This is a genomic window from Pseudomonas sp. RHF3.3-3 (genome assembly GCF_048069595.1).
GTDB lineage: Bacteria > Pseudomonadota > Gammaproteobacteria > Pseudomonadales > Pseudomonadaceae > Aquipseudomonas > Aquipseudomonas fuscovaginae_B.
In genome coordinates, this window is record NZ_CP182250.1 from 5,569,682 (window position 1) to 5,590,449 (window position 20,768).

Below are 20,768 nucleotides of genomic sequence, written 5' to 3' on the forward strand. Positions count from 1 at the left end.
AGTCGGAATACAGCGACCAAAACAAGCCACTCAGAATCACGCTGATAGTCCGGGTACCAGCCCGGATGCCCCTGCTGGTCTTCATTTCTTCAAAATAAGAGCAACAGCCTTGTAAGCCGTTGCTCTGGTTAAACTGCGGCGCCGGTTCAAGCCTGCGCCACAGCCTCTACGGGTGTTGCGGTCCTACGGTTACAACAGCTGAGTCACACGCCGCTTTGCAGCAGCATGTTACGGATGTGACCAATGGCCTTAGTCGGGTTCAGGCCCTTGGGACATACGTTGACGCAGTTCATGATGCCGCGGCAGCGGAATACGCTGAACGGATCATCGAGCGAAGCCAGACGCTCGGAAGTCTTGGTGTCGCGGCTGTCTGCCAGGAAGCGGTAGGCTTGCAGCAGGGCGGCCGGGCCCAGGAACTTGTCCGGGTTCCACCAGAAGGATGGGCAGGAGGTCGAGCAGCAGGCGCACAGGATGCACTCGTACAGACCGTCCAGCTTGTCACGCTCTTCCGGCGACTGCAGACGCTCGATGGCCGGAGCCGGCGTATCGTTCTGCAGGAATGGCTTCACCTTCTCGTATTGCTTGTAGAAGATGCTCATATCGACCACCAGGTCACGGATAACCGGCAAACCTGGCAGTGGACGAATGACCAGCTTGTTACCCTTCACCACGGAAGACAGCGGCGTGATGCACGCCAGGCCGTTCTTGCCGTTGATGTTCATGCCATCGGAACCGCAAACGCCTTCACGGCAGGAACGACGGTAGGAGAAGCCCTCGTCCTGTTCCTTGATCAGCGCCAGCACGTCCAGCACCATCAGGTCCTTGCCACCGGTATCGACCTGGAATACCTGGGTTTTCGGAGCCGAGTCGGTGTCAGGGTTGTAACGATAAACTTCGACTTGCAACATGGCGGCCACCCTTAGTAAGTCCGGACTTTAGGCTCGAAAGCCGGTACGGTTTTTGGCGAGAAGTTAACAGCACGTTTGGCAACGCGTTTCTCACCCGGGAAGTACAGGGTGTGGCACAGCCAGTTTTCGTCATCGCGATCTTCGAAGTCTTCACGGGCGTGGGCACCGCGGGACTCCTTGCGCACTTCGGCAGCGATGGCGGTGGCTTCGGCCACTTCCAGCAGGTTCTGCAGTTCCAGCGCCTCGATACGGGCGGTGTTGAACGCCTGCGACTTGTCGTTGATCTTGACGTTGGCGATACGCTCGCGCAGTTGGGCCAGCTGGGCGATACCCTTCTGCATGTATTCACCGGTACGGAATACACCGAAGTAGTTCTGCATGCAGCTTTGCAGCTCGCGACGCAGGGTTGCCACGTCCTCGCCTTCGGTACGCGCGTTCAGCGCGGACAGACGGGCCAGGGCCGCGTTGATGTCGGCTTCGGTGGCGTCGTCGTATTCGATGCCGTCGGTCAGCGCCTTCTCCAGGTGCAGGCCGGCCGCGCGACCGAAGACCACCAGGTCGAGCAGCGAGTTGCCGCCCAGGCGGTTGGCACCGTGAACCGATACGCAAGCCACTTCACCCACTGCGAACAGGCCAGGGATGATGGTGTCTTCGCCGTCGGCGTTCTGGGTGATGGCCTGACCGTGGATGTTGGTGGCAACGCCGCCCATCATGTAGTGGCAGGTTGGAACGACCGGCACCGGGGCAACGACCGGGTCGACGTGGGCGAAGGTCTTGGACAGCTCGCAGATGCCTGGCAGGCGGCTGTGCAGCACTTCCTCGCCGAGGTGGTCGAGCTTGAGCATCACGTGGTCGCCGTTCGGACCGCAACCGTTGCCGGCGATGATTTCCTTCACCATCGAGCGGGCAACCACGTCGCGACCAGCCAGGTCCTTCGCGTTCGGCGCATAACGCTCCATGAAGCGCTCGCCGTGCTTGTTGATCAGGTAACCACCTTCACCGCGGCAACCTTCGGTGACCAGCACACCGGCGCCGGCGATGCCGGTCGGGTGGAACTGCCACATTTCGATGTCCTGCACCGGTACGCCAGCACGCAGGGCCATGCCGACACCGTCACCGGTGTTGATCAGGGCGTTGGTGGTGGAGGCGTAGATACGACCGGCACCGCCGGTGGCCAGAACGGTGGCCTTGGAACGGATGTAGCTGGTTTCGCCGGTCTCGATGCAGATGGCGATCACACCGACGAACGCGCCGTCCTGGTTCTTCACCAGGTCAACGGCATAATACTCGTTCAGGAAGGTGGTACCGGCTTTCAGGTTACCCTGGTACAGGGTGTGCAGCAGGGCGTGACCGGTACGGTCGGAGGCCGCGCAGGTACGTGCCGCCTGGCCGCCCTTGCCGAAGTCCTTGGACTGGCCACCGAACGGACGCTGGTAGATGCGGCCGGATTCGGTACGCGAGAACGGCAGGCCCATGTGGTCCAGCTCGAATACCGCAGCCGGGCCTTCCTGACACATGTACTCGATAGCGTCCTGGTCACCGATGTAGTCGGAACCCTTGACGGTATCGTACATGTGCCAGCGCCAGTCGTCGTTCGGGTCGGCCGAAGCGATGGCGCAAGTGATACCGCCCTGGGCGGATACGGTGTGCGAACGGGTCGGGAACACCTTGGTGATCACGGCCGTCTTGTGACCGCCCTGAGCCAGCTGCAGCGCGGCACGCATGCCTGCGCCGCCGCCGCCGATGATGATGGCGTCGAAAGAAATCGTTGGAATGTTAGCCATGAATCAGATACCCCAGAGAATCTGCACACCCCAGACGAAGTACGCGAACATTGCCACGCCGCATACCACCTGGAAAAGGAAACGCACTACAGTCGCGGACTTGCCGAACGCCATCGGCGTCAGGTAGTCGGTCGCGATGGTCCACATGCCGACCCAGGCGTGAGCGCCCAGGGCCACCAGGGCCAGCAAGCTGAAGATGCGCATCCAGCCGTGAGAGAACAGCTCATGCCATTGGGCGTAGCCCAGGCCTGGGTTGACGACGATGTATCCGATCAGAAACAGAAAATAAGCCGCGAGAACGACCGCCGACACACGCTGTGCCATCCAGTCATAGAGGCCCGAACGCGAGAGGTTCGTGACGTTGGTTACCATATCCAAACTCCTGCCAGAACGATTACCACCACGGAAACGGCGATAACGATTTTCGAGCCCAGCTTGCCGCCTTCCAGCGTCTCACCGATGCCCATGTCCATGATCAGATGGCGCACACCGGCGACCAGGTGATACAGCAAGGCGGACAGGATGCCCCAAATCACTAGCTTGGCTAGCGGACTGGTCAGACACGCTTTCACCTGACCGAAGCCTTCCTCGGAGCTCAGCGACTTGTCCAATGCGTAGAGCATGATGGCCAGGCTGACAAAGAGGATGACACCGGAGATACGGTGAAGGATGGACGTGTAAGCAGTGACTGGGAGTTTGATGGTCCTTAGGTCTAGGTTTACAGGTCGTTGGCTTTTCACGGCTTTTTTCACACTGAAGAGCCCCTAACAATCAGGGCAAAGTTGTTGGGCAAGTGCACTGGTCAGGTACCCACCACCCAGGGAGTGACGACCCCCAATAAATCGGGCCCAAAAGCCCATGGCGGTCGGACGCCGAGTATAGACAGTTAGGCTACTAATGACAACGCAAAGGACTACCCCTAAGGGTGCATTGCGTTAACCGGATAAAAGGCGTAAATAGCCGTCAATTTCGAGGAAAAGCGCCGTTCAAAGCCCTATGCCGTAAGACTTTTGGCAAATTGACTTTCGAATTTATCTCACTATAGTGGTGCGGGCCCTGCGTGGGGGGCCTGTCAGATGATTTCAAGCATAAATAGGAGGCCACATGGCTGACAAAAAAGCGCAGTTGATCATCGAGGGCGCAGCCCCCGTCGAGCTGCCCATTTTAACCGGCACCGTTGGTCCCGATGTAATCGACGTGCGGGGCCTGACGGCCACGGGCCGGTTCACATTCGACCCTGGCTTCATGTCGACCGCGTCCTGCGAGTCGAAGATCACCTATATCGACGGCGATAACGGCATTTTGTTGCATCGTGGCTACCCGATCGAGCAACTGGCCGAGAAATCCGACTACCTGGAAACCTGCTATCTGCTGCTCAACGGCGAACTGCCGACCGCGGAGCAGAAAGCCAAGTTCGTCAGCAATGTGAAGAACCACACCATGGTTCACGAGCAGTTGAAGAGCTTCTTCAACGGCTTCCGTCGCGACGCCCACCCGATGGCCGTCATGTGCGGCGTGGTCGGCGCCCTGTCGGCCTTCTACCACGACTCCCTGGACATCAATAACCCCCAGCACCGCGAGATCTCGGCGGTCCGCCTGGTGGCCAAGATGCCGACCCTGGCAGCGATGGTCTACAAGTACTCCATGGGCCAACCCATGATGTACCCGCGCAACGACCTGTCGTACGCGGAAAACTTCCTGCACATGATGTTCAACACCCCGTGCGAGATCAAACCGATCAGCCCGGTACTCGCCAAGGCCATGGACCGGATCTTCATCCTCCACGCCGACCACGAGCAGAACGCCTCGACCTCCACCGTGCGCCTGGCCGGTTCCTCGGGCGCCAACCCGTTCGCCTGTATCGCCGCCGGTATCGCCGCACTGTGGGGCCCTGCCCACGGCGGTGCGAACGAAGCGGTACTGACCATGCTCGATGAAATCGGCGATGTCTCGAACATCGACAAGTTCATCGCCAAGGCCAAGGACAAGAACGACCCGTTCAAGCTGATGGGCTTCGGTCACCGCGTCTACAAGAACCGCGACCCGCGCGCCACCGTGATGAAGCAGACCTGCGACGAAGTGTTGAAGGAACTGGGCATCACCAACGATCCGCAGCTGGAACTGGCCATGCGCCTGGAAGAGATCGCCCTGACCGATCCGTACTTCATCGAGCGCTCGCTGTATCCGAACGTCGACTTCTACTCGGGGATCATCCTCAAGGCGATCGGCATTCCAACCAGCATGTTCACCGTGATCTTCGCCCTGGCGCGGACCGTCGGCTGGATCTCCCACTGGAAGGAAATGCTCTCCAGCCCTTACAAGATCGGCCGTCCACGCCAGCTGTACACCGGCTACGAGTCGCGTGACATCACCAAACTGGAAGACCGCAAGTAAGGTTTGCCTCGCGTAACACCTTTGCCACACCGGAAACGGCCTCTACCCAGAGGCCGTTTTCATTTGTGTCATCGTGATCGACGTTGCCTGGACTGGCGTATTCGCGGGCAAGCCCTGCTCCTACAAGGATCGTGTCGATCCGAGTATCCATGGACGACTGAAACCTGTAGGAGCAGGGCTTGCCCGCGAATGCGCCCTCCCGGCGGCCCCTCTCCAATAAAATAAAAATGCCCCGGTCTCTCGACCGGGGCACTGGCTTGTTCGCTACTTATATATAGAAGCCTATACAACCCCTCAGTGGGAAACCGCCCCGCTCGCTCCCAGGCCGGTCTGCGAACGCACGAACTGCGGGAGGAACAACGCCCGCTCGTTTTCAGCCGCGGTCGACTTGTCGGTGATGGAGAAGAACCAGATCCCGATGAAGGCAATGATCATCGAGAACAGCGCCGGATACTCGTAGGGGAAAATCGCCTTTTCATGATGCAGGATCTGCACCCAGATGGTTGGGCCAAGAACCATCAGCCCGACCGCACTGATCAGCCCCATCCAGCCACCGATCATCGCCCCGCGGGTGGTCAGCTTCTTCCAGTACATCGAAAGCAGCAGCACCGGGAAGTTGCAACTGGCGGCAATGGAGAACGCCAGGCCGACCATGAACGCGATGTTCTGATTCTCGAACAGGATGCCCAGGCCGATCGCCAGCACGCCAAGCGCGACAGTGGTGATCTTCGAGACGCGGATCTCGTCCTTCTCGTTGGCCTTGCCCTTGCGGAAAACGCTGGCGTACAGGTCATGGGACACCGCCGAGGCGCCAGCCAGGGTCAGGCCAGCCACCACCGCGAGAATCGTCGCGAAGGCCACCGCCGAGATGAAGCCGAGGAACACGCTGCCTCCCACGGCGTTGGCCAGGTGCACCGCCGCCATGTTGTTGCCGCCCAGCAAGGCCCCTGCCGCATCCTTGAACGCCGGATTGGTGCTGACCAGCAGGATCGCGCCAAAACCGATGATGAAGGTCAGGATGTAGAAATAGCCGATGAAGCCGGTGGCGTACAGCACGCTCTTGCGCGCTTCCTTGGCATCGCTCACGGTGAAGAAGCGCATCAGGATGTGCGGCAGGCCGGCGGTACCGAACATCAGCGCCAGGCCCAGGGAGAACGCCGAGATCGGGTCTTTCACCAGGCCGCCCGGGCTCATGATCGCCTCACCCTTGGGGTGAACCTTGACCGCCTCGGAGAACAGCGTGTTGAAGTCGAAATTGACATGCTTCATCACCATCAGCGCCATGAACGAGGCGCCCGACAGCAACAGCACGGCCTTGATGATCTGTACCCAGGTGGTCGCCAGCATGCCGCCGAACAGCACATACAGGCACATCAGGATGCCCACCAGGATCACCGCCACATGGTAGTCCAGGCCGAACAGGAGCTGGATCAGCTTGCCGGCACCCACCATCTGGGCGATCAGGTAGAACGCCACCACCACCAGCGAACCGCAGGCCGACAGCGAGCGGATCTGGGTTTGCCCGAGACGGTAGGACGCCACGTCGGCAAAGGTGTACTTGCCCAGGTTGCGCAGACGCTCGGCGATCAGGAACAAAATGATCGGCCAGCCCACCAGGAAGCCGATCGAGTAGATCAGGCCATCGTAGCCGGAGGTGAACACCAGCGCGGAAATCCCCAGGAACGAGGCTGCCGACATGTAGTCGCCGGCGATCGCCAGGCCGTTCTGGAAACCGGTGATCTTGCCGCCGGCCGCGTAGTAGTCGGCCGCCGACTTGTTGCGCTTGGACGCCCAGTAGGTGATACACAGGGTGGCACCGACGAATGCGATGAACATCACGATCGCCGGGATATTGAGGGGTTGCTTGTGCACTTCGCCCGTCAGCGCATCGGCTGCCCAGAGGGCGGGGGCGAAGGCCATCAGGCCCAGGGCCGCGGATAGACGCCGGATCATTGCTGGGCCTCCTTGAGGACTTCATTGTTCAGGTCGTCGAATTCGCCGTTGGCGCGACGCACGTAGATGGCGGTCAGGACGAAAGCCGAGACGATCAGGCCGATACCCAGGGGTATGCCCCAGGTGATCGACGACGTCGGACTGAGCTTGGCGCCCAGAACCTGAGGTCCATACGCAATCAGAAGAATGAAAGCCGAATACAGGCCAAGCATGATCGCCGAGAGAATCCAGGCGAACCGCTCCCTTTTCCTGACCAGCTCCTTGAAGCGCGGGCTGTTCTGGATCGAGAGGTAAATGCTGTCGTTCATTGTTTTTATCCTCGCAGCACAGATGAGATGAAACATTTTTCACTTTAGGCGGCTCTGGAGCCGAAACCAGACGACCTTAGTATTAGAACGACATTAGTTCAGTTGCGCGGTTTCAGCCTGTGCGCGGCAAATGTTCAACGAGCGGAAACGCGAAGGCCGCCGGGCGAAAACGCCAGGCGGCCTCGGATACTGCGATTTAGAGCCTTCGGGGAATTACTTGGTCCACTCGCTGACGCGATCCGGGTGCTTGGCCACCCAATCCTTGGCCGCCGCTTCAGGCTTGGCGCCATCCTGGATCGCCAGCATGACTTCGCCGATCTCGTCCTTGGAGGCCCACTGGAAGTTCTTCAGGAACGCCGCCACTTCCGGCGCCTTCTTTTCCAGTTCCTTGCTGCCGATGCTGTTGACGGTCTCCGCCGCGCCATACACGCCCTTGGGGTCTTCGAGGAAGCGCAGTTTCCACTTGGCGAACATCCAGTGCGGCACCCAGCCGGTGACGGCAATCGATTCGTTCTTCTCTTCGGCACGGGTCAGTTCGGCAATCATCGCCGCACCCGAACTGGCCTGCAGCTTGTAGCCATCGAGCGCGTAGTCCTTGATGGCCTGCTCGGTCTTGAGCATCACACCGGAACCGGCATCGATACCGACGATCTTCTTCTTGAAGCTCTCGTCGGTCTTCAGGTCGCCGATGGTCTTGGCCTTGACGTACTCCGGCACGATCAGACCGATCTTGGCATCCTTGAAGTTGGGACCGTAGTCGACCACCTTGTCCTTGTTCTTGGCCCAGTATTCACCGTGGGTCACCGGCAGCCAGGCGGAAAGCATCGCATCGAGCTTGCCGGTGGCAACCCCCTGCCACATGATCCCGGTGGCGACAGCCTGCAGCTTCACGTCGTAACCCAGCTTCTGTTTGATCACCTCGGCAGCCACGTTGGTGGTGGCAACACTGTCGGACCAGCCGTCGACGTAACCGATGGTCACGGTCTTGGTTTCGGCACTGGCCAGGTTGGAGCTGATGGCAAGTACCAGAGCGGCACCTGCGCCTAAGAGTCGTCGCATTTTCATCGTTACTTCCCCGAAAGTGCTGCGCCCGACGGATGCCGGGCGGCATCAACGTGTAGTTATGGTGCACGGCGCCCCCTTCACGCCTCACGGCCAAACCCATCCGATCATCAGCGGAGTACTGATACTCCGATCATCAACCCACTCAGGCGACCAACCTGATCCGACAGCGACCTCAAGGCAGCGAGAAGCGACATCAGAAAGCCAGTAATCACCCAGTTGGGAATACACCTCATCCAGTTGCTGCGGACTTTGCATGACAAAATACTGCGCGAGCCCAAGGCCAGAGTATTTCCGGGTAATATGCGCGGCTTTGCCCCCAGACAGCCCGACCATGCCCGCCACCGCCCGCTTTCCGCTATTGCCCTATCTGTTTGCCTGCCTGCTGGGCCTCCTGGCCCTCTGCGGATTCTGGTATGGCCTTGGCCAACCGGTGATCCTGCCGGATGCCGCGACGCCGACGCACAAGCTGCAATGCGCCTCCTACACGCCGTTCGACAAGGACCAATCGCCGTTCGACCAGCCGTTCAAGCCGCGCCTTGCGCGCATGGATGCCGACCTGGCCCTGCTGTCGACCCGCTTCGAATGCATCCGCACCTATTCCATGACCGGCCTCGAAGCCCTGCCGGAACTGGCGCGCAAGCATGGCCTGAAAATGATGATCGGTGCCTGGGTCAACAGCAACCCGGTGGACACCGAGAAGGAAGTCGACGCGCTGATCGCCTCGGCCAACGCCAATGCCGACGTGGTCACGGCGGTGATCGTCGGCAACGAGACCCTGCTGCGCAAGGAAGTGACCGCGGCGCAACTGGTGAGGCTGATCCACAAGGTCAAGGCCCATGTGAAGCAGCCGGTGACCTATGCCGATGTCTGGGAGTTCTGGCTCAGCCATCCGGATGTCGCACCGGCGGTGGACTTCCTGACCATCCACCTGCTGCCGTACTGGGAGGACGATCCGGCGGGGATCGAGGCGGCCATCGACCATGTGGCGCAGATCCGCCGGACCTTCGGCAACCGTTTCGCGCCCAAGGACATCCTGATCGGCGAAACCGGCTGGCCGAGTGAAGGCCGCCAGCGGGAGACCGCCCTGCCGAGCCGGGTCAACGAAGCCCGCTTCATTCGCGGCTTCGTCAACCTGGCCGAACAGAACGGCTGGCACTACAACCTGATCGAAGCCTTCGACCAACCGTGGAAACGCGGCAGCGAAGGCGCGGTCGGTGGCTACTGGGGCCTGTTCGACGCCGACCGCCAGGACAAGGGCATACTCGCAGGGCCGGTGTCGAACCTGCCGTACTGGCCACAATGGCTGGCATTCGGTACCGCGGTGTTCGTCGCCACCCTGCTGATCGGCGGGCGAGTACGCAGTCGTCGTGATGCCCTGCTCCTGCCTCTGCTTGGCGCGCTGGCCGCCTGCTCCATCGGCGCCTGGGGCGAACTGGCGCGAGTGACCAGCCGCGATACTGGCGAATGGCTCTGGGCCGGCCTGTTGGTAGGCCTGAACCTGCTGGTACTGGCCCACGCGGCCTTGGCCCTGGGCGAGCGCTCGGGCTGGCGCCAGGGCGTCTTTGCCTGGTTGGAGCGTCGTGCCGGCTGGCTGCTGGTCGGCACCGGCTTCGCCGGGGCGGTGATGATGCTGGAATTGGCGCTGGACCCGCGCTATCGCAGCTTCCCGAGCGCGGCACTGCTGCTACCGGCACTGGCGTTCCTGATGCGCCCGGTCCGCGCGCCCCGGGGAGAAACCGCCCTGCTGGCCTTCATCATCGGTGCCGGTATCGTGCCGCAGCTGTATCGCGAAGGCCTGCAAAACCCGCAGGCCTGGGGCTGGGCGCTGGTCAGCGTGCTGATGGTCGCCGCGCTGTGGCGCAGCCTGCGGGTTCGCCGCTGACTTTCATATGAGTCGCTGCTGAGCGGTGGGAGCCGGCTTGCGGGCTCCCCGTTGCAGCCAGCCCCTAGGCCGCCCGCACCAGCCTCAGGCCAGCGATCACCACCGCAAACACCGCCAGGCTGGTGTTGTACAGCGCCAGCGCCGGAAACCCGACCAGCAGCGCCAGCACCGCCAGCCCCCAACCGACCCGGCGCGGCAGCACGAATGCCAGCGCCGCCGCCCCCAGGGCAGTCCAGCCCAGTACCTTGAAGTGAATCAGCCAACCCAGGTTCGATCGCGCCTGGCATTCCCAGCGCAGCGCCTCATCGACACAGATGCCGACCCACTGGCCATCCTCCATCAACCCGTAACGCACGCCATAACTGGCAGCCAGCCACAGCGGCAGAACGAGAAGCAGCAGAATCAGCGGCAAACGACGGGACATGAACGGCTCCGATAGGCGAAAACGGCGCCCAGCATAATCGCCGAGGCGCTGCTTGCAAGCTTTAACAACGGTTAACTGGTCAGCGAACTGCGGCAAAGTGTATCGTCTGTGGGCTATTGTCTGGATGAATGCCGCGCGACTGCATTATTTCGTCGTCGGACATGGCACTTCGGCAGTACCCCAGTGGTCATAGCCTGCGACTCCCATTCAGCATCGCCTTTTAAAGGATGTAGTCATGCTCCGTTCCCTGCGTCTCGCCACTTTTGTCGGCGGTCTCATTCTGAGTGCGTCCGCGCTGGCGGTCGATGTCGACGCCGCCAGCTATGGCTACCCGTTGACCAACCCGTTCGAAGCGACCATCGCCACCACCCCGCCGGACCTGCGCCCGGAGCTGCCCGACGACGATGACATCGACCAGTCCGACTACAGCGTGCAACTGCGCCCGGAACGCGAGTTCATCCTCCCGGACAACTTCTGGGCGGTGAAGAAGCTCACCTATCGAGTCGCCCGCCAGGACCACGCGGCACCGCTGATCTTCCTGATCGCCGGCACCGGCGCACGTTATGACAGCAGCCTCAACGAATACCTGAAGAAGCTCTACTACAAGGCCGGTTACCACGTGGTGCAGCTGTCGTCGCCCACCAGCTTCGACTTCATGAGCGCCGCCTCGCGCTTCGCCACCCCGGGCATCACCAAGGAAGATGCCGAGGACATGTACCGGGTGATGCAGGCCGTGCGTGCGCAGAACCCGAAACTGCCGGTCACCGACTACTACCTCAGCGGCTACAGCCTGGGGGCGCTGGATGCGGCGTTCGTCAGCAAGCTGGATGAAACCCGGCGCAGCTTCAACTTCAAGAAGGTGCTGCTGCTCAATCCGCCGGTCAACCTCTATACCTCCATCACCAACCTCGACAAGCTGGTGCAGACCGAGGTCAAGGGCATCAACAACAGCACCACCTTCTATGAACTGGTGCTGGCCAAGCTGACCCGCTACTTCCAGCAGAAGGGCTACATCGACCTCAACGACGCCCTGCTCTACGACTTCCAGCAGTCCAAACAGCACCTGACCAACGAGCAGATGGCGATGCTGATCGGCACCTCCTTCCGCTTCTCGGCGGCCGATATCGCCTTCACCTCCGACCTGATCAACCGCCGCGGCCTGATCACGCCGCCCAAGTACCCGATCACCGAGGGCACCAGCCTGACGCCGATGCTCAAGCGCGCCCTGCAGTGCGACTTCGACTGCTACCTGACCGACCAGGTGATTCCGATGTGGCGCGCCCGTACCGACGGCGGCAGCCTGCTGCAACTGATCGACCAGGTCAGCCTCTACGCCCTCAAGGATTACCTGCACGACAGCCCGAAAATCGCCGTGATGCACAACGCCGACGACGTCATCCTCGGCCCTGGCGACCTGGGCTTCCTGCGCAGCACCTTCGGCAATCGCCTGACCGTCTATCCCCATGGCGGCCACTGCGGCAACCTCAATTACCGCGTCAACGCCGACGCCATGCTGGAGTTCTTCCGTGGCTAAACATCTGATGCTTATCGCCGCCCTGCTCTGCGCCGGCTACGCCCAGGCCGACAACAGCAAGGCCCACGACCCGGTCGTACCCGATGCGGACGGTTTCACCGAGCCGCTGAAAAAACTCAAGTTCAACCCGGGGCTGGACCAGCGTGAATTCGAACGTTCGACGCTCAACGCGCTGAACGTCTACGACCCGCTGGAGTCGTGGAACCGTCGCGTCTATCACTTCAACTACCGCTTCGACCAGTGGGTGTTCCTGCCGGTGGTCGACGGCTACCGCTACATCACCCCGGGCTTCGTGCGCAGTGGCGTGAGCAACTTCTTCAGCAACCTGGGAGACGTGCCCAACCTGCTCAACAGCCTGCTCCAGCTCAAGGGCAAGCGCTCGCTGGAAACCACCGGGCGCCTGCTGCTCAACACCACCATCGGCATCGCCGGCCTGTGGGACCCGGCGACCAAAATGGGCCTGCCGCGCCAGGCCGAGGACTTCGGCCAGACACTGGGCTTCTACGGAGTGCCGGGCGGCGCCTACCTGGTACTGCCGTTCTTCGGTCCCTCGAACCTGCGTGACACCGGCGGCCTGGTGTTCGATTTCGCGGCGGAATCGCAGATCAACTTCCTCAACGTCTCCGAGACCAGCGAGAACCATCCGGAGATCTACGCCCTGCGCGCCATCGACAAGCGCTATACCACCAGCTTCCGCTATGGCCAGTTGAACTCGCCGTTCGAGTACGAGAAGGTACGCTACGTCTATACCGAGGCGCGCAAGCTGCAGATCGCCGAGTAGGCCGGGAACCCATGGGGGATGGCGGGGGAGCCGGCCCCCACAAAAAGCAGCGCAAACCATAAGGATTGAGCATGTACAGCCTGATCGCCTCCGACCTCGACGGTACCCTGCTGCTTCCGAACGACCGGATCGGTGAGTATTCCCGCTCGGTGCTCGACCGACTGGTCGAGTCCGGTCGCCATGTGGTGATTGCCACCGGACGCAGCCGCCCCGAGGTCGAAGCGATCCTGCACGATTACCCGCTGCCGGTACACCTGATCACCTCCAACGGTGCCTGCATCACCAGCGCCTGCAAAAGCCTGGTCGCCTGCGAGTACCTGGACGAAGACGTGGTGCGCACCCTGCTCGACGCCACGCAGGGAACTGTGGGCCTGATGATCAACGCCTACTGCGACTCCCGCTGGATCACCAACGCCGATCGCGCCCTGCTCGCCACCTTCACCCTGCAGGATAATTTTGCGCCGACCATCCTCGCGGCCAGGGAATTTCCATTGCAGGGTGTCGAGAAGCTCTTCTTTATCCACCCGGGGCGTGACCACGAGGCCCTGGTGGCGCTCGACACGCGACTCAAGGCCCTGCTCGGCAACACCGTGCACAGCACCTTTTCATCACCCTTCTGCCTGGAGTTCATGGCCAGCACGGTGTCCAAGGGCAATGCACTGAAACGACTCGCCGAGTTCCTGGACATCCCCCTGAGCCGCTGCATCGCCTTCGGTGACGGCATGAACGACGTGGAAATGCTCACGATCGCCGGCAAGGGCCTGGTCATGGGCACGGCGCACCACAAGGTGACAGAGGCGCTGCCCGGACACGAAACCATCGGTGCCTGCACCGAGGAGGCGGTGGCCCGCTACCTGGCGATCAACCTGCTGGGCTGAGCCGACGACAGAAGATCAACCGCCATCGATCGGGTCAACTGGCCGAGGCTGTCTGCAGCATCACCGCATGGGGCAAACCGAGGAAATGGCACAGCTCATCGCGCTTGGCCAACGCGTCACGGCGGCCCAGTTCGATCAGCTCGCTGCAGTAACCCGCCTCGAACAACAGATAGCTGAGCACTCCGGCGCCACTGGTGCGGGTCGCGCCCGGGCCACGCAGGAAGGTGCGCAGCGCCGGTGGCAGTTCATGTCGGTGACGGGCGGCGATCTCGTCCAGAGGCCGGCTGGGCGCGATCACCAGCACATCCACCGGTGCCAACCCCAGGCTGCGCGGCTGGTGAGGCGGCAGCATCCGGCTGAACTGGTTCAGGCGCTGCAACAGCTCGATGTCGCTTTCCAGGCTGTCGATGAAGGTGCTGTTGAGCATGTGCCCACTGATCTGCGCCAGGCTCGGCTGCTGGCCGGTGTAGGTACGCTCCACCGCGGCCCGGGTGTCGAGACCACGGGAATTGCCGCTGACCCCGACTACCAGTACCCGGCTGGCGCCCAGGTGCAGCGCCGGACTGATCGGCGCCGACTGGCGCACCGCACCGTCGCCGAAATACTCGTGGTCCAGCTTGACCGGGGCGAACAGCAAGGGAATGGCCGAGCTGGCCAGCAGATGATCGACCGTCAACTCGGTCGGCACGCCGATGCGCCGGTGACGCAGCCAGGAATCGATGGCGCCCTTGCCCTGGTAGAAGGTCACTGCCTGCCCCGACTCGTAGCCGAAGGCCGTCACCGCCACCGCACGCAATTGGTGATGCTCGATGGCCTGCTCGATACCCGGCAGATGGATTTTCTCGTTGAGCAGATCGCGCAGCGGCGAACTGTTGAGCAGGGCCACCGGCACCTGTGAGCCCAGGCCAAGCAGGCTGTGACCGAAAAACCGCGCAGCCTGGTGAATAACACCCGGCCAGTCGCTGCGCAGTACCCGATGGCTGCGAAAGTTCTGCCAGAACGCGCTGAGACGCTCGATGGCCGCGGTGAAGTTCATCGCCCCACTGGCGAGACTGACCGCATTGATCGCTCCGGCCGAAGTACCGACGATCACCGGAAACGGGTTGCTCGCCCCCGGCGGCAGCAGTTCGGCAATGGCCGCCAATACCCCCACCTGATACGCGGCTCGTGCGCCCCCTCCCGAGAGAATAAGGCCGGTAACCGGTTCAGTTGGACTCATCGCGACACTCCGTCAGTCAGCTAGCTACCTGATACACCAGGCCCTTCCCCGACAGCAAGGGGCTGCTCCGGTTTATCGTCGCTTTTTGTCGTAGAGTCGTGGTTCTCCCGCCGGCCGGCTCTTGAACCGGCGGTGCGTCCACAGGTACTGCTCGGGGCAGGCCCGCAGCGAAACCTCGACCCAGCGGTTGATCCGCAGGCAATCGGCCTCCTCGGACTCAGCCGGGAAATCCTCCAGCGGCGGATGGATCACCAGCCGGTAACCGCTGCCGTCGGCCAGGCGCTCCTGGGTGAACGGCACCACCAGCGCCTTGCCCAGGCGGGCGAATTTGCTGGTCGCGGTGACGGTCGCCGCCTGAATGCCGAACAGCGGCACGAAGATGCTCTGCTTGATCCCGTAGTCCTGGTCGGGGGCGTACCAGATCGCCCGACCGGAACGCAGCAGCTTGAGCATGCCGCGCACGTCGTCACGTTCCACCGCCAGGGAATCGAGGTTGTGCCGCTCGCGCCCACGGCGCTGGATGAAGTCGAACAGCGCATTGCCGTGCTCGCGATACATGCCATCGATGGTGTGCTGCTGGCCGAGCAGAGCCGCACCGATTTCCAGGGTGGTGAAATGCAGCGCCATGAGGATCACGCCCTTGCCTTCGCGCTGGGCCTGCAGCAGATGCTCGAGGCCCTCGACATGGGCCAGGCGCGCCAGGCGCGGCTTGGCCCACCACCAGCTCATGGCCATTTCAAAGAAGGCGATGCCGGTGGACGCGAAGTTTTCCTTGAGCAGACGGGTGCGCTCGGCGGCGCCCTTTTCCGGGAAACACAGCTCCAGGTTGCGCGCGGCGATGCGCCGGCGCTCGCCGGCCACCCGGTACATGGCCAGCCCCAGCACACGGCCGATGCGCAACAGGACACAGTAGGGCAATTGGACGATCAGCCAGAGCAGCCCCAGCCCCAACCAGAGCAGCCAGTAGCGTGGATGAAGAAAAGCGGCTTGAAAACGGGGGCGATCCATTAATGATTCCGGGCAGACACAGGGTCGCGCATTCTACAACGGTTCGGCGCGGCTTGCGGGGCGCGGGCGTTCTCGTTATAAGTCTCGGCACTTTTAGCGACAAGCCACGTTATGCCGACCATGAGCCAAACCGAACCGCTAGACCAGGATCCCGTGTTCCAGCTGAAGGGCAGCATGCTCGCCATTACGGTGCTGGAACTGGCGCAGAACAACCTCGAAGCCCTCGACCGCCAACTGGCGGCCAAGGTCGTCCAGGCGCCGAACTTCTTCAGCAATACCCCGCTGGTGCTGGCCCTGGACAAACTTCCCGCCGACCAGGGTGCCATCGACCTGCCCGGGCTGATGCGCGTCTGCCGCCAGCACGGCCTGCGGACCCTGGCAATCCGCGCCAACCGTATCGAAGACATCGCCGCCGCGATCGCCATTGACCTGCCCGTGCTGCCGCCGTCCGGTGCCCGCGAGCGGCCGGTCGATCCGACCGAAGGCGAAGTGAAGAAAGTACCGGAAAAACCACCGGAGCCGACCATCCAGCCAACCCGGATCATCACTACCCCGGTGCGCGGTGGCCAGCAGGTCTACGCCAAGGGCGGCGACCTGGTGGTGGTCTCTTCCGTCAGCCCCGGCGCGGAACTTATGGCCGATGGCAACATCCATGTTTACGGACCTATGCGTGGTCGTGCAATGGCGGGTGTCAAGGGCGACACCAAGGCACGAATTTTCTGCCAGCAACTGAGCGCCGAACTGGTGTCGATTGCCGGCCACTACAAGGTTTCCGAGGATCTGCGTCGTGATCCGCTGTGGGGGTCGGGCGTTCAGATCAGCTTGTCCGGCGATGTGTTGAACATCATCCGTCTTTAACGGATACTTGCCGCCATTTCCGAAATGTCGCCTTCTTCGTAGCGAAAATGGCTTAAAGGGCTTAGGAAAACACGAAATGTAAAAATTACCGCCGGTACTTTAAACATTTCGCCGCTTCCCGGCCCAAGCCATACGACTACAGTTGTTTTTCAGCGACGTTCTTCAGGGGCTAAAACAGAGTCCTTTTTCCTTAGGGGTGAAACACCTTGGCCAAGATTCTCGTGGTTACATCCGGCAAGGGTGGTGTGGGTAAGACCACCACCAGCGCCGCCATCGGTACCGGCCTCGCGCTGCGCGGCCACAAGACAGTGATCGTCGACTTCGACGTCGGCCTGCGTAACCTCGACCTGATCATGGGCTGCGAGCGCCGCGTGGTGTACGACTTCGTCAACGTCGTGAACGGCGAAGCCAACCTGCAGCAGGCCCTGATCAAGGACAAGCGCCTGGAAAACCTGTACGTGCTGGCAGCCAGCCAGACCCGTGACAAGGATGCGCTGACCAAGGAAGGCGTGGAAAAGGTCCTGATGGAACTCAAGGAAAGCTTCGAGTTCGTGGTCTGCGACTCCCCGGCCGGCATCGAGACCGGCGCCCACCTGGCCATGTACTTCGCCGACGAGGCGATCGTCGTGACCAACCCGGAAGTCTCCTCGGTCCGTGACTCCGACCGCATGCTCGGCCTGCTGGCCAGCAAGTCGCGTCGTGCCGAACAGGGCGGCGAGCCGATCAAGGAACACCTGCTGCTGACCCGCTACAACCCGGAGCGCGTGAGCAAGGGCGAAATGCTTGGCGTCGAGGACGTCAAGGAAATCCTGGCCGTGACCCTGCTGGGCGTCATCCCCGAATCCCAGGCGGTGCTCAAGGCATCCAACCAGGGCGTACCGGTCATCCTCGACGACCAGAGCGATGCTGGCCAGGCCTACAGCGATGCGGTTGACCGCCTGCTGGGCAAGACCGTCGAGCATCGTTTCCTCGATGCACAGAAGAAGGGATTCTTCGAGCGCCTGTTTGGAGGCAACTAAGCAATGAACCTTTTTGACTTCTTTCGTGCCAGCAAAAAAGTAAGCACCGCGTCGGTCGCGAAAGAGCGTCTGCAGATCATTGTGGCGCACGAACGCGGCCAACGCAGCACCCCGGACTACTTGCCCGCCCTGCAGCAGGAGCTGGTCGAAGTGATCCGCAAGTACGTCAATATCGGGTCCGATGACGTGCACGTCGCCCTGGAGAACCAGGGCAGTTGCTCGATCCTGGAACTCAATATCACCCTGCCTGATCGCTGATCGATCCGGCCGGCGCCACGGCGGCCCGGTGATGTTCACACATAACGCTGTTGTGGGAGCCGGCTCCTGCAAGGCGCGCGGTGTGAGCAGCATCGGGCCGCCGTTGGCGTTTGTTACGAGACTGTTTCAATGCCGCTGTCGAATATCCGCATCATCCATCAGGACGCCGCCGTGCTGGTGGTGGACAAGCCGACCCTGCTGCTCTCCGTCCCGGGCCGCGCCGATGACAACAAGGATTGCCTGATCACCCGCCTGCAGGAAAACGGTTATCCGGAAGCCCTGATCGTTCACCGGCTGGACTGGGAAACCTCGGGCATCATCCTGCTGGCCCGCGACCCCGATACCCATCGCGAACTGTCGCGCCAGTTCCATGACCGGGAAACCGAGAAAGCCTACACCGCGCTCTGCTGGGGCCAGCCGGAACTGGACAGCGGCAGCATCGACCTGCCGTTGCGCTACGACCCGCCGACCAAGCCCCGGCATGTGGTCGATCACGAGTTTGGCAAGCATGCCCTGACCTTCTGGAAAGTGCTGGAGCGCCATGCCGACTGGTGCCGGGTGGAACTGACGCCGATCACCGGGCGCTCGCATCAGTTGCGGGTACACATGCTGTCCATCGGTCATCCGCTGCTCGGTGACGGCCTGTATGCCCACCCGCAGGCCCTGGCGGCCTGGCCACGGCTGTGCCTGCATGCCAGCATGCTGAGCTTCACCCACCCGCAAAGCGGCGAGCGCCTGCGCTTCGAGTGCCCGGCGCCGTTCTGAATCGCGTCGTGCAAGGCTCCTGCGCTCGACATCGATTCCTGAGTGTAGCTCGCTCTTGTAGGAGCCCGGCTTGCCGGCGAATGCGTCCTTGAGGCCGCCAAAGGCTTCGCGGGCAAGCCACGCTCCTACAAAGATACGGTAAACTCCCGACACTGCTGTCTGGAGCCACTTATGCGCGAAGAGTTGAACCAAGGCCTGATCGACTTCCTCAAGGCCTCCCCCACCCCCTTTCATGCCACCGCCAGCCTGGTCAAGCGCCTGGAGGCAGCGGGTTATCAGCGTCTCGATGAGCGTGAAACCTGGCACACCGCGGCCGGTGGTCGCTATTACGTCATCCGCAACGACTCTTCCATCATCGCCATCAAGCTCGGCGAAAACGCGCCGCTGCAATCGGGTATCCGCATGGTCGGTGCCCATACCGACAGCCCGTGCCTGCGGGTCAAGCCGCAACCCGAACTGCAGCGCCAGGGCTTCTGGCAACTGGGTGTCGAAGTCTACGGCGGCGCCCTGCTAGCGCCGTGGTTCGACCGCGACCTGTCCCTGGCCGGTCGTGTCACCTTCCGTCGTGACGGCAAGGTCGAAAGCCAACTGATCGACTTCAAGGCGCCGATCGCGACCATTCCCAACCTGGCCATTCACCTCAACCGTGAGGCCAACCAGGGCTGGGCGATCAACCCGCAGAACGAGCTGCCTCCGATCCTGGCCCAGTTCGCCGGCGACGAGCGCGTGGACTTCCGCGCCGTGCTCACCGACCAGTTGGCCCGTGAACACGACCTCAGCGCCGACGTGGTGCTCGATTACGAGCTGAGCTTCTACGACACCCAGAGCGCAGCCGTGATCGGTCTCAACGGCGACTTCATCGCCGGCGCCCGCCTGGACAATCTGCTGTCCTGCTACGCTGGCTTGCAGGCGCTGCTCAGCGCCGACAGTGATGAAACCTGCATCCTGGTCTGCAACGACCACGAGGAAGTCGGCTCCTGCTCCGCCTGCGGTGCCGACGGCCCGATGCTCGAACAGACCCTGCGCCGCCTCCTGCCGGATGGCGAGGACTATGTGCGCACGATCCAGAAATCGCTGCTGGTCTCGGCGGACAACGCCCATGGCGTACACCCCAACTATGCCGAGAAGCACGACGCCAACCATGGCCCGAAACTTAACGCCGGGCCGGTGATCAAGGTCAACAACAACCAGCGCTACGCCACCAACAGCGAAACCGCCGGTTTCTTCCGCCACCTGTGCATGTCCGAGGAAGTCCCGGTACAAAGCTTCGTGGTGCGCAGCGACATGGGCTGCGGCTCGACCATCGGCCCGATCACCGCCAGCCACCTGGGCGTGCGTACCGTGGATATCGGCCTGCCGACCTTCGCCATGCACTCGATCCGCGAACTGGCGGGCAGCCATGACCTGGCCCACCTGGTGAAGGTCCTGAGCGCGTTCTACGCCAGCCCCGAACTGCCCTGAGCCCTGTGCTCTCGCAGGAAAGAGCAGCAGCGGGAACACACCTGGCTGTGGGAGGGCTTGTCCGCGAAGCTTCTGGCGCACTCCAGACCGGCTTGGCTGACAAGCCCGCTCCCGGCGCACGCCAGCCCGATGAACAGCGCCCCACATGCGCAAGCCTGTTCTGCCGCTTATCGGCAGTACGCTGAAGACAGTTGGCTCCGACAATGCCCACCGTCCCTACCGGATCAGGCACCATCACCTGACCTGATCGCCCCTGATACACATCAAGG

Annotated in this window: 20 protein-coding genes; 10 read left to right on the forward strand and 10 right to left on the reverse strand. The window is 62.1% G+C overall.

The genetic code is table 11. The features are described from left to right. Window positions 1–203: 203 nt before the first annotated feature. Genes ACMGT0_RS24290 through sdhC form a run of 4 tightly spaced genes read right to left on the reverse strand, consistent with a single transcriptional unit; the run spans window position 204 to window position 3,444 of the window. Entirely contained in the window at window positions 204–908 is a 705-nt protein-coding gene (locus tag ACMGT0_RS24290) for a succinate dehydrogenase iron-sulfur subunit (RefSeq protein ID WP_017902728.1), read from the reverse strand. Between the two features lie 11 nt (window positions 909–919). Further along, window positions 920–2,692: a succinate dehydrogenase flavoprotein subunit gene (gene sdhA, locus ACMGT0_RS24295; RefSeq protein WP_054057169.1), complete on the reverse strand. Its 1,773-nt coding sequence runs from the start codon at window positions 2,690–2,692 to the stop codon at window positions 920–922. Window positions 2,693–2,695: 3 nt separating this feature from the next. Next, on the reverse strand, window positions 2,696–3,064 hold the full coding sequence (gene sdhD / locus ACMGT0_RS24300; protein ID WP_054057170.1) for a succinate dehydrogenase, hydrophobic membrane anchor protein: 369 nt from the start codon (window positions 3,062–3,064) through the stop codon (window positions 2,696–2,698). Continuing rightward, on the reverse strand, window positions 3,058–3,444 hold the full coding sequence (gene sdhC, locus ACMGT0_RS24305; protein ID WP_177057650.1) for a succinate dehydrogenase, cytochrome b556 subunit: 387 nt from the start codon (window positions 3,442–3,444) through the stop codon (window positions 3,058–3,060). The genes sdhD and sdhC overlap by 7 nt, the downstream gene beginning before the upstream one ends. A 352-nt stretch (window positions 3,445–3,796) precedes the next feature. On the opposite strand from sdhC, the gene gltA reads away from it, so the two are divergent. Beyond that, window positions 3,797–5,086 (forward strand): citrate synthase, encoded by a 1,290-nt coding sequence (gene gltA, locus ACMGT0_RS24310; protein ID WP_054057171.1) that lies wholly within the window; start codon window positions 3,797–3,799, stop codon window positions 5,084–5,086. A 294-nt stretch (window positions 5,087–5,380) separates the two neighbouring features. Here gltA and ACMGT0_RS24315 read toward each other — a convergent pair whose 3' ends face one another. The 3 genes from ACMGT0_RS24315 to ACMGT0_RS24325 all read right to left on the reverse strand — a co-directional run bounded on the left by ACMGT0_RS24315 (window position 5,381) and on the right by ACMGT0_RS24325 (window position 8,412). Then, window positions 5,381–7,039, reverse strand: coding sequence for a cation acetate symporter (locus tag ACMGT0_RS24315; protein WP_054057172.1), 1,659 nt, complete (start codon window positions 7,037–7,039; stop codon window positions 5,381–5,383). Next, window positions 7,036–7,347 (reverse strand): DUF485 domain-containing protein, encoded by a 312-nt coding sequence (locus ACMGT0_RS24320; RefSeq protein ID WP_017904749.1) that lies wholly within the window; start codon window positions 7,345–7,347, stop codon window positions 7,036–7,038. Before ACMGT0_RS24320 ends, ACMGT0_RS24315 begins: the two co-directional genes overlap by 4 nt. Window positions 7,348–7,560: 213 nt before the next feature. Continuing rightward, a complete protein-coding gene (locus ACMGT0_RS24325; protein ID WP_054057173.1) occupies window positions 7,561–8,412 on the reverse strand; it encodes a glycine betaine ABC transporter substrate-binding protein in 852 nt (283 codons plus the stop codon). Window positions 8,413–8,743: 331 nt separating this feature from the next. Here ACMGT0_RS24325 and ACMGT0_RS24330 point away from each other — a divergent pair, with 331 nt between their 5' ends. Beyond that, on the forward strand, window positions 8,744–10,294 hold the full coding sequence (locus ACMGT0_RS24330) for a beta (1-6) glucans synthase (protein ID WP_416770151.1): 1,551 nt from the start codon (window positions 8,744–8,746) through the stop codon (window positions 10,292–10,294). Between the two features lie 64 nt (window positions 10,295–10,358). On the opposite strand, the gene ACMGT0_RS24335 is transcribed toward ACMGT0_RS24330, so the two are convergent. Further along, on the reverse strand, window positions 10,359–10,718 hold the full coding sequence (locus ACMGT0_RS24335; protein WP_054057176.1) for a hypothetical protein: 360 nt from the start codon (window positions 10,716–10,718) through the stop codon (window positions 10,359–10,361). Between the two features lie 235 nt (window positions 10,719–10,953). On the opposite strand from ACMGT0_RS24335, the gene ACMGT0_RS24340 reads away from it, so the two are divergent. From ACMGT0_RS24340 to ACMGT0_RS24350, 3 genes are all read left to right on the forward strand, one after another. After that, window positions 10,954–12,252 carry a serine/threonine protein kinase gene (locus ACMGT0_RS24340; RefSeq protein ID WP_054057177.1) on the forward strand — a complete coding sequence of 433 codons (1,299 nt, stop codon included), beginning with the start codon at window positions 10,954–10,956 and terminating at the stop codon, window positions 12,250–12,252. Continuing rightward, window positions 12,245–13,033: a VacJ family lipoprotein gene (locus ACMGT0_RS24345; protein ID WP_054057178.1), complete on the forward strand. Its 789-nt coding sequence runs from the start codon at window positions 12,245–12,247 to the stop codon at window positions 13,031–13,033. The genes ACMGT0_RS24340 and ACMGT0_RS24345 overlap by 8 nt, the downstream gene beginning before the upstream one ends. A 71-nt stretch (window positions 13,034–13,104) precedes the next feature. Continuing rightward, window positions 13,105–13,911: a Cof-type HAD-IIB family hydrolase gene (locus tag ACMGT0_RS24350; RefSeq protein ID WP_416770155.1), complete on the forward strand. Its 807-nt coding sequence runs from the start codon at window positions 13,105–13,107 to the stop codon at window positions 13,909–13,911. A gap of 34 nt (window positions 13,912–13,945) precedes the next feature. On the opposite strand, the gene ACMGT0_RS24355 is transcribed toward ACMGT0_RS24350, so the two are convergent. Further along, complete coding sequence (locus tag ACMGT0_RS24355; protein ID WP_054057180.1) at window positions 13,946–15,130, reverse strand: patatin-like phospholipase family protein; 1,185 nt, start codon at window positions 15,128–15,130, stop codon at window positions 13,946–13,948. A gap of 72 nt (window positions 15,131–15,202) precedes the next feature. Beyond that, the gene (locus tag ACMGT0_RS24360) at window positions 15,203–16,138 is read right to left on the reverse strand and encodes a lipid A biosynthesis lauroyl acyltransferase (RefSeq protein WP_054057181.1); all 936 of its coding nucleotides are present in this window, start codon (window positions 16,136–16,138) and stop codon (window positions 15,203–15,205) included. 120 nt (window positions 16,139–16,258) lie between these two features. On the opposite strand from ACMGT0_RS24360, the gene minC reads away from it, so the two are divergent. The 5 genes from minC to ACMGT0_RS24385 all read left to right on the forward strand — a co-directional run bounded on the left by minC (window position 16,259) and on the right by ACMGT0_RS24385 (window position 20,499). Then, window positions 16,259–16,996, forward strand: coding sequence for a septum site-determining protein MinC (gene minC / locus ACMGT0_RS24365; protein WP_054057210.1), 738 nt, complete (start codon window positions 16,259–16,261; stop codon window positions 16,994–16,996). Window positions 16,997–17,202: 206 nt separating this feature from the next. Continuing rightward, window positions 17,203–18,015, forward strand: a complete 813-nt coding sequence (gene minD, locus ACMGT0_RS24370) for a septum site-determining protein MinD (protein ID WP_017904738.1) — start codon at window positions 17,203–17,205, stop codon at window positions 18,013–18,015. Window positions 18,016–18,018: 3 nt separating this feature from the next. Then, the gene (gene minE / locus ACMGT0_RS24375) at window positions 18,019–18,273 is read left to right on the forward strand and encodes a cell division topological specificity factor MinE (protein ID WP_010449114.1); all 255 of its coding nucleotides are present in this window, start codon (window positions 18,019–18,021) and stop codon (window positions 18,271–18,273) included. A 129-nt stretch (window positions 18,274–18,402) separates the two neighbouring features. Continuing rightward, window positions 18,403–19,038, forward strand: coding sequence for an RluA family pseudouridine synthase (locus tag ACMGT0_RS24380; RefSeq protein ID WP_010449126.1), 636 nt, complete (start codon window positions 18,403–18,405; stop codon window positions 19,036–19,038). A gap of 171 nt (window positions 19,039–19,209) precedes the next feature. Further along, entirely contained in the window at window positions 19,210–20,499 is a 1,290-nt protein-coding gene (locus ACMGT0_RS24385; protein WP_416770159.1) for a M18 family aminopeptidase, read from the forward strand. Window positions 20,500–20,768: the final 269 nt, after the last annotated feature.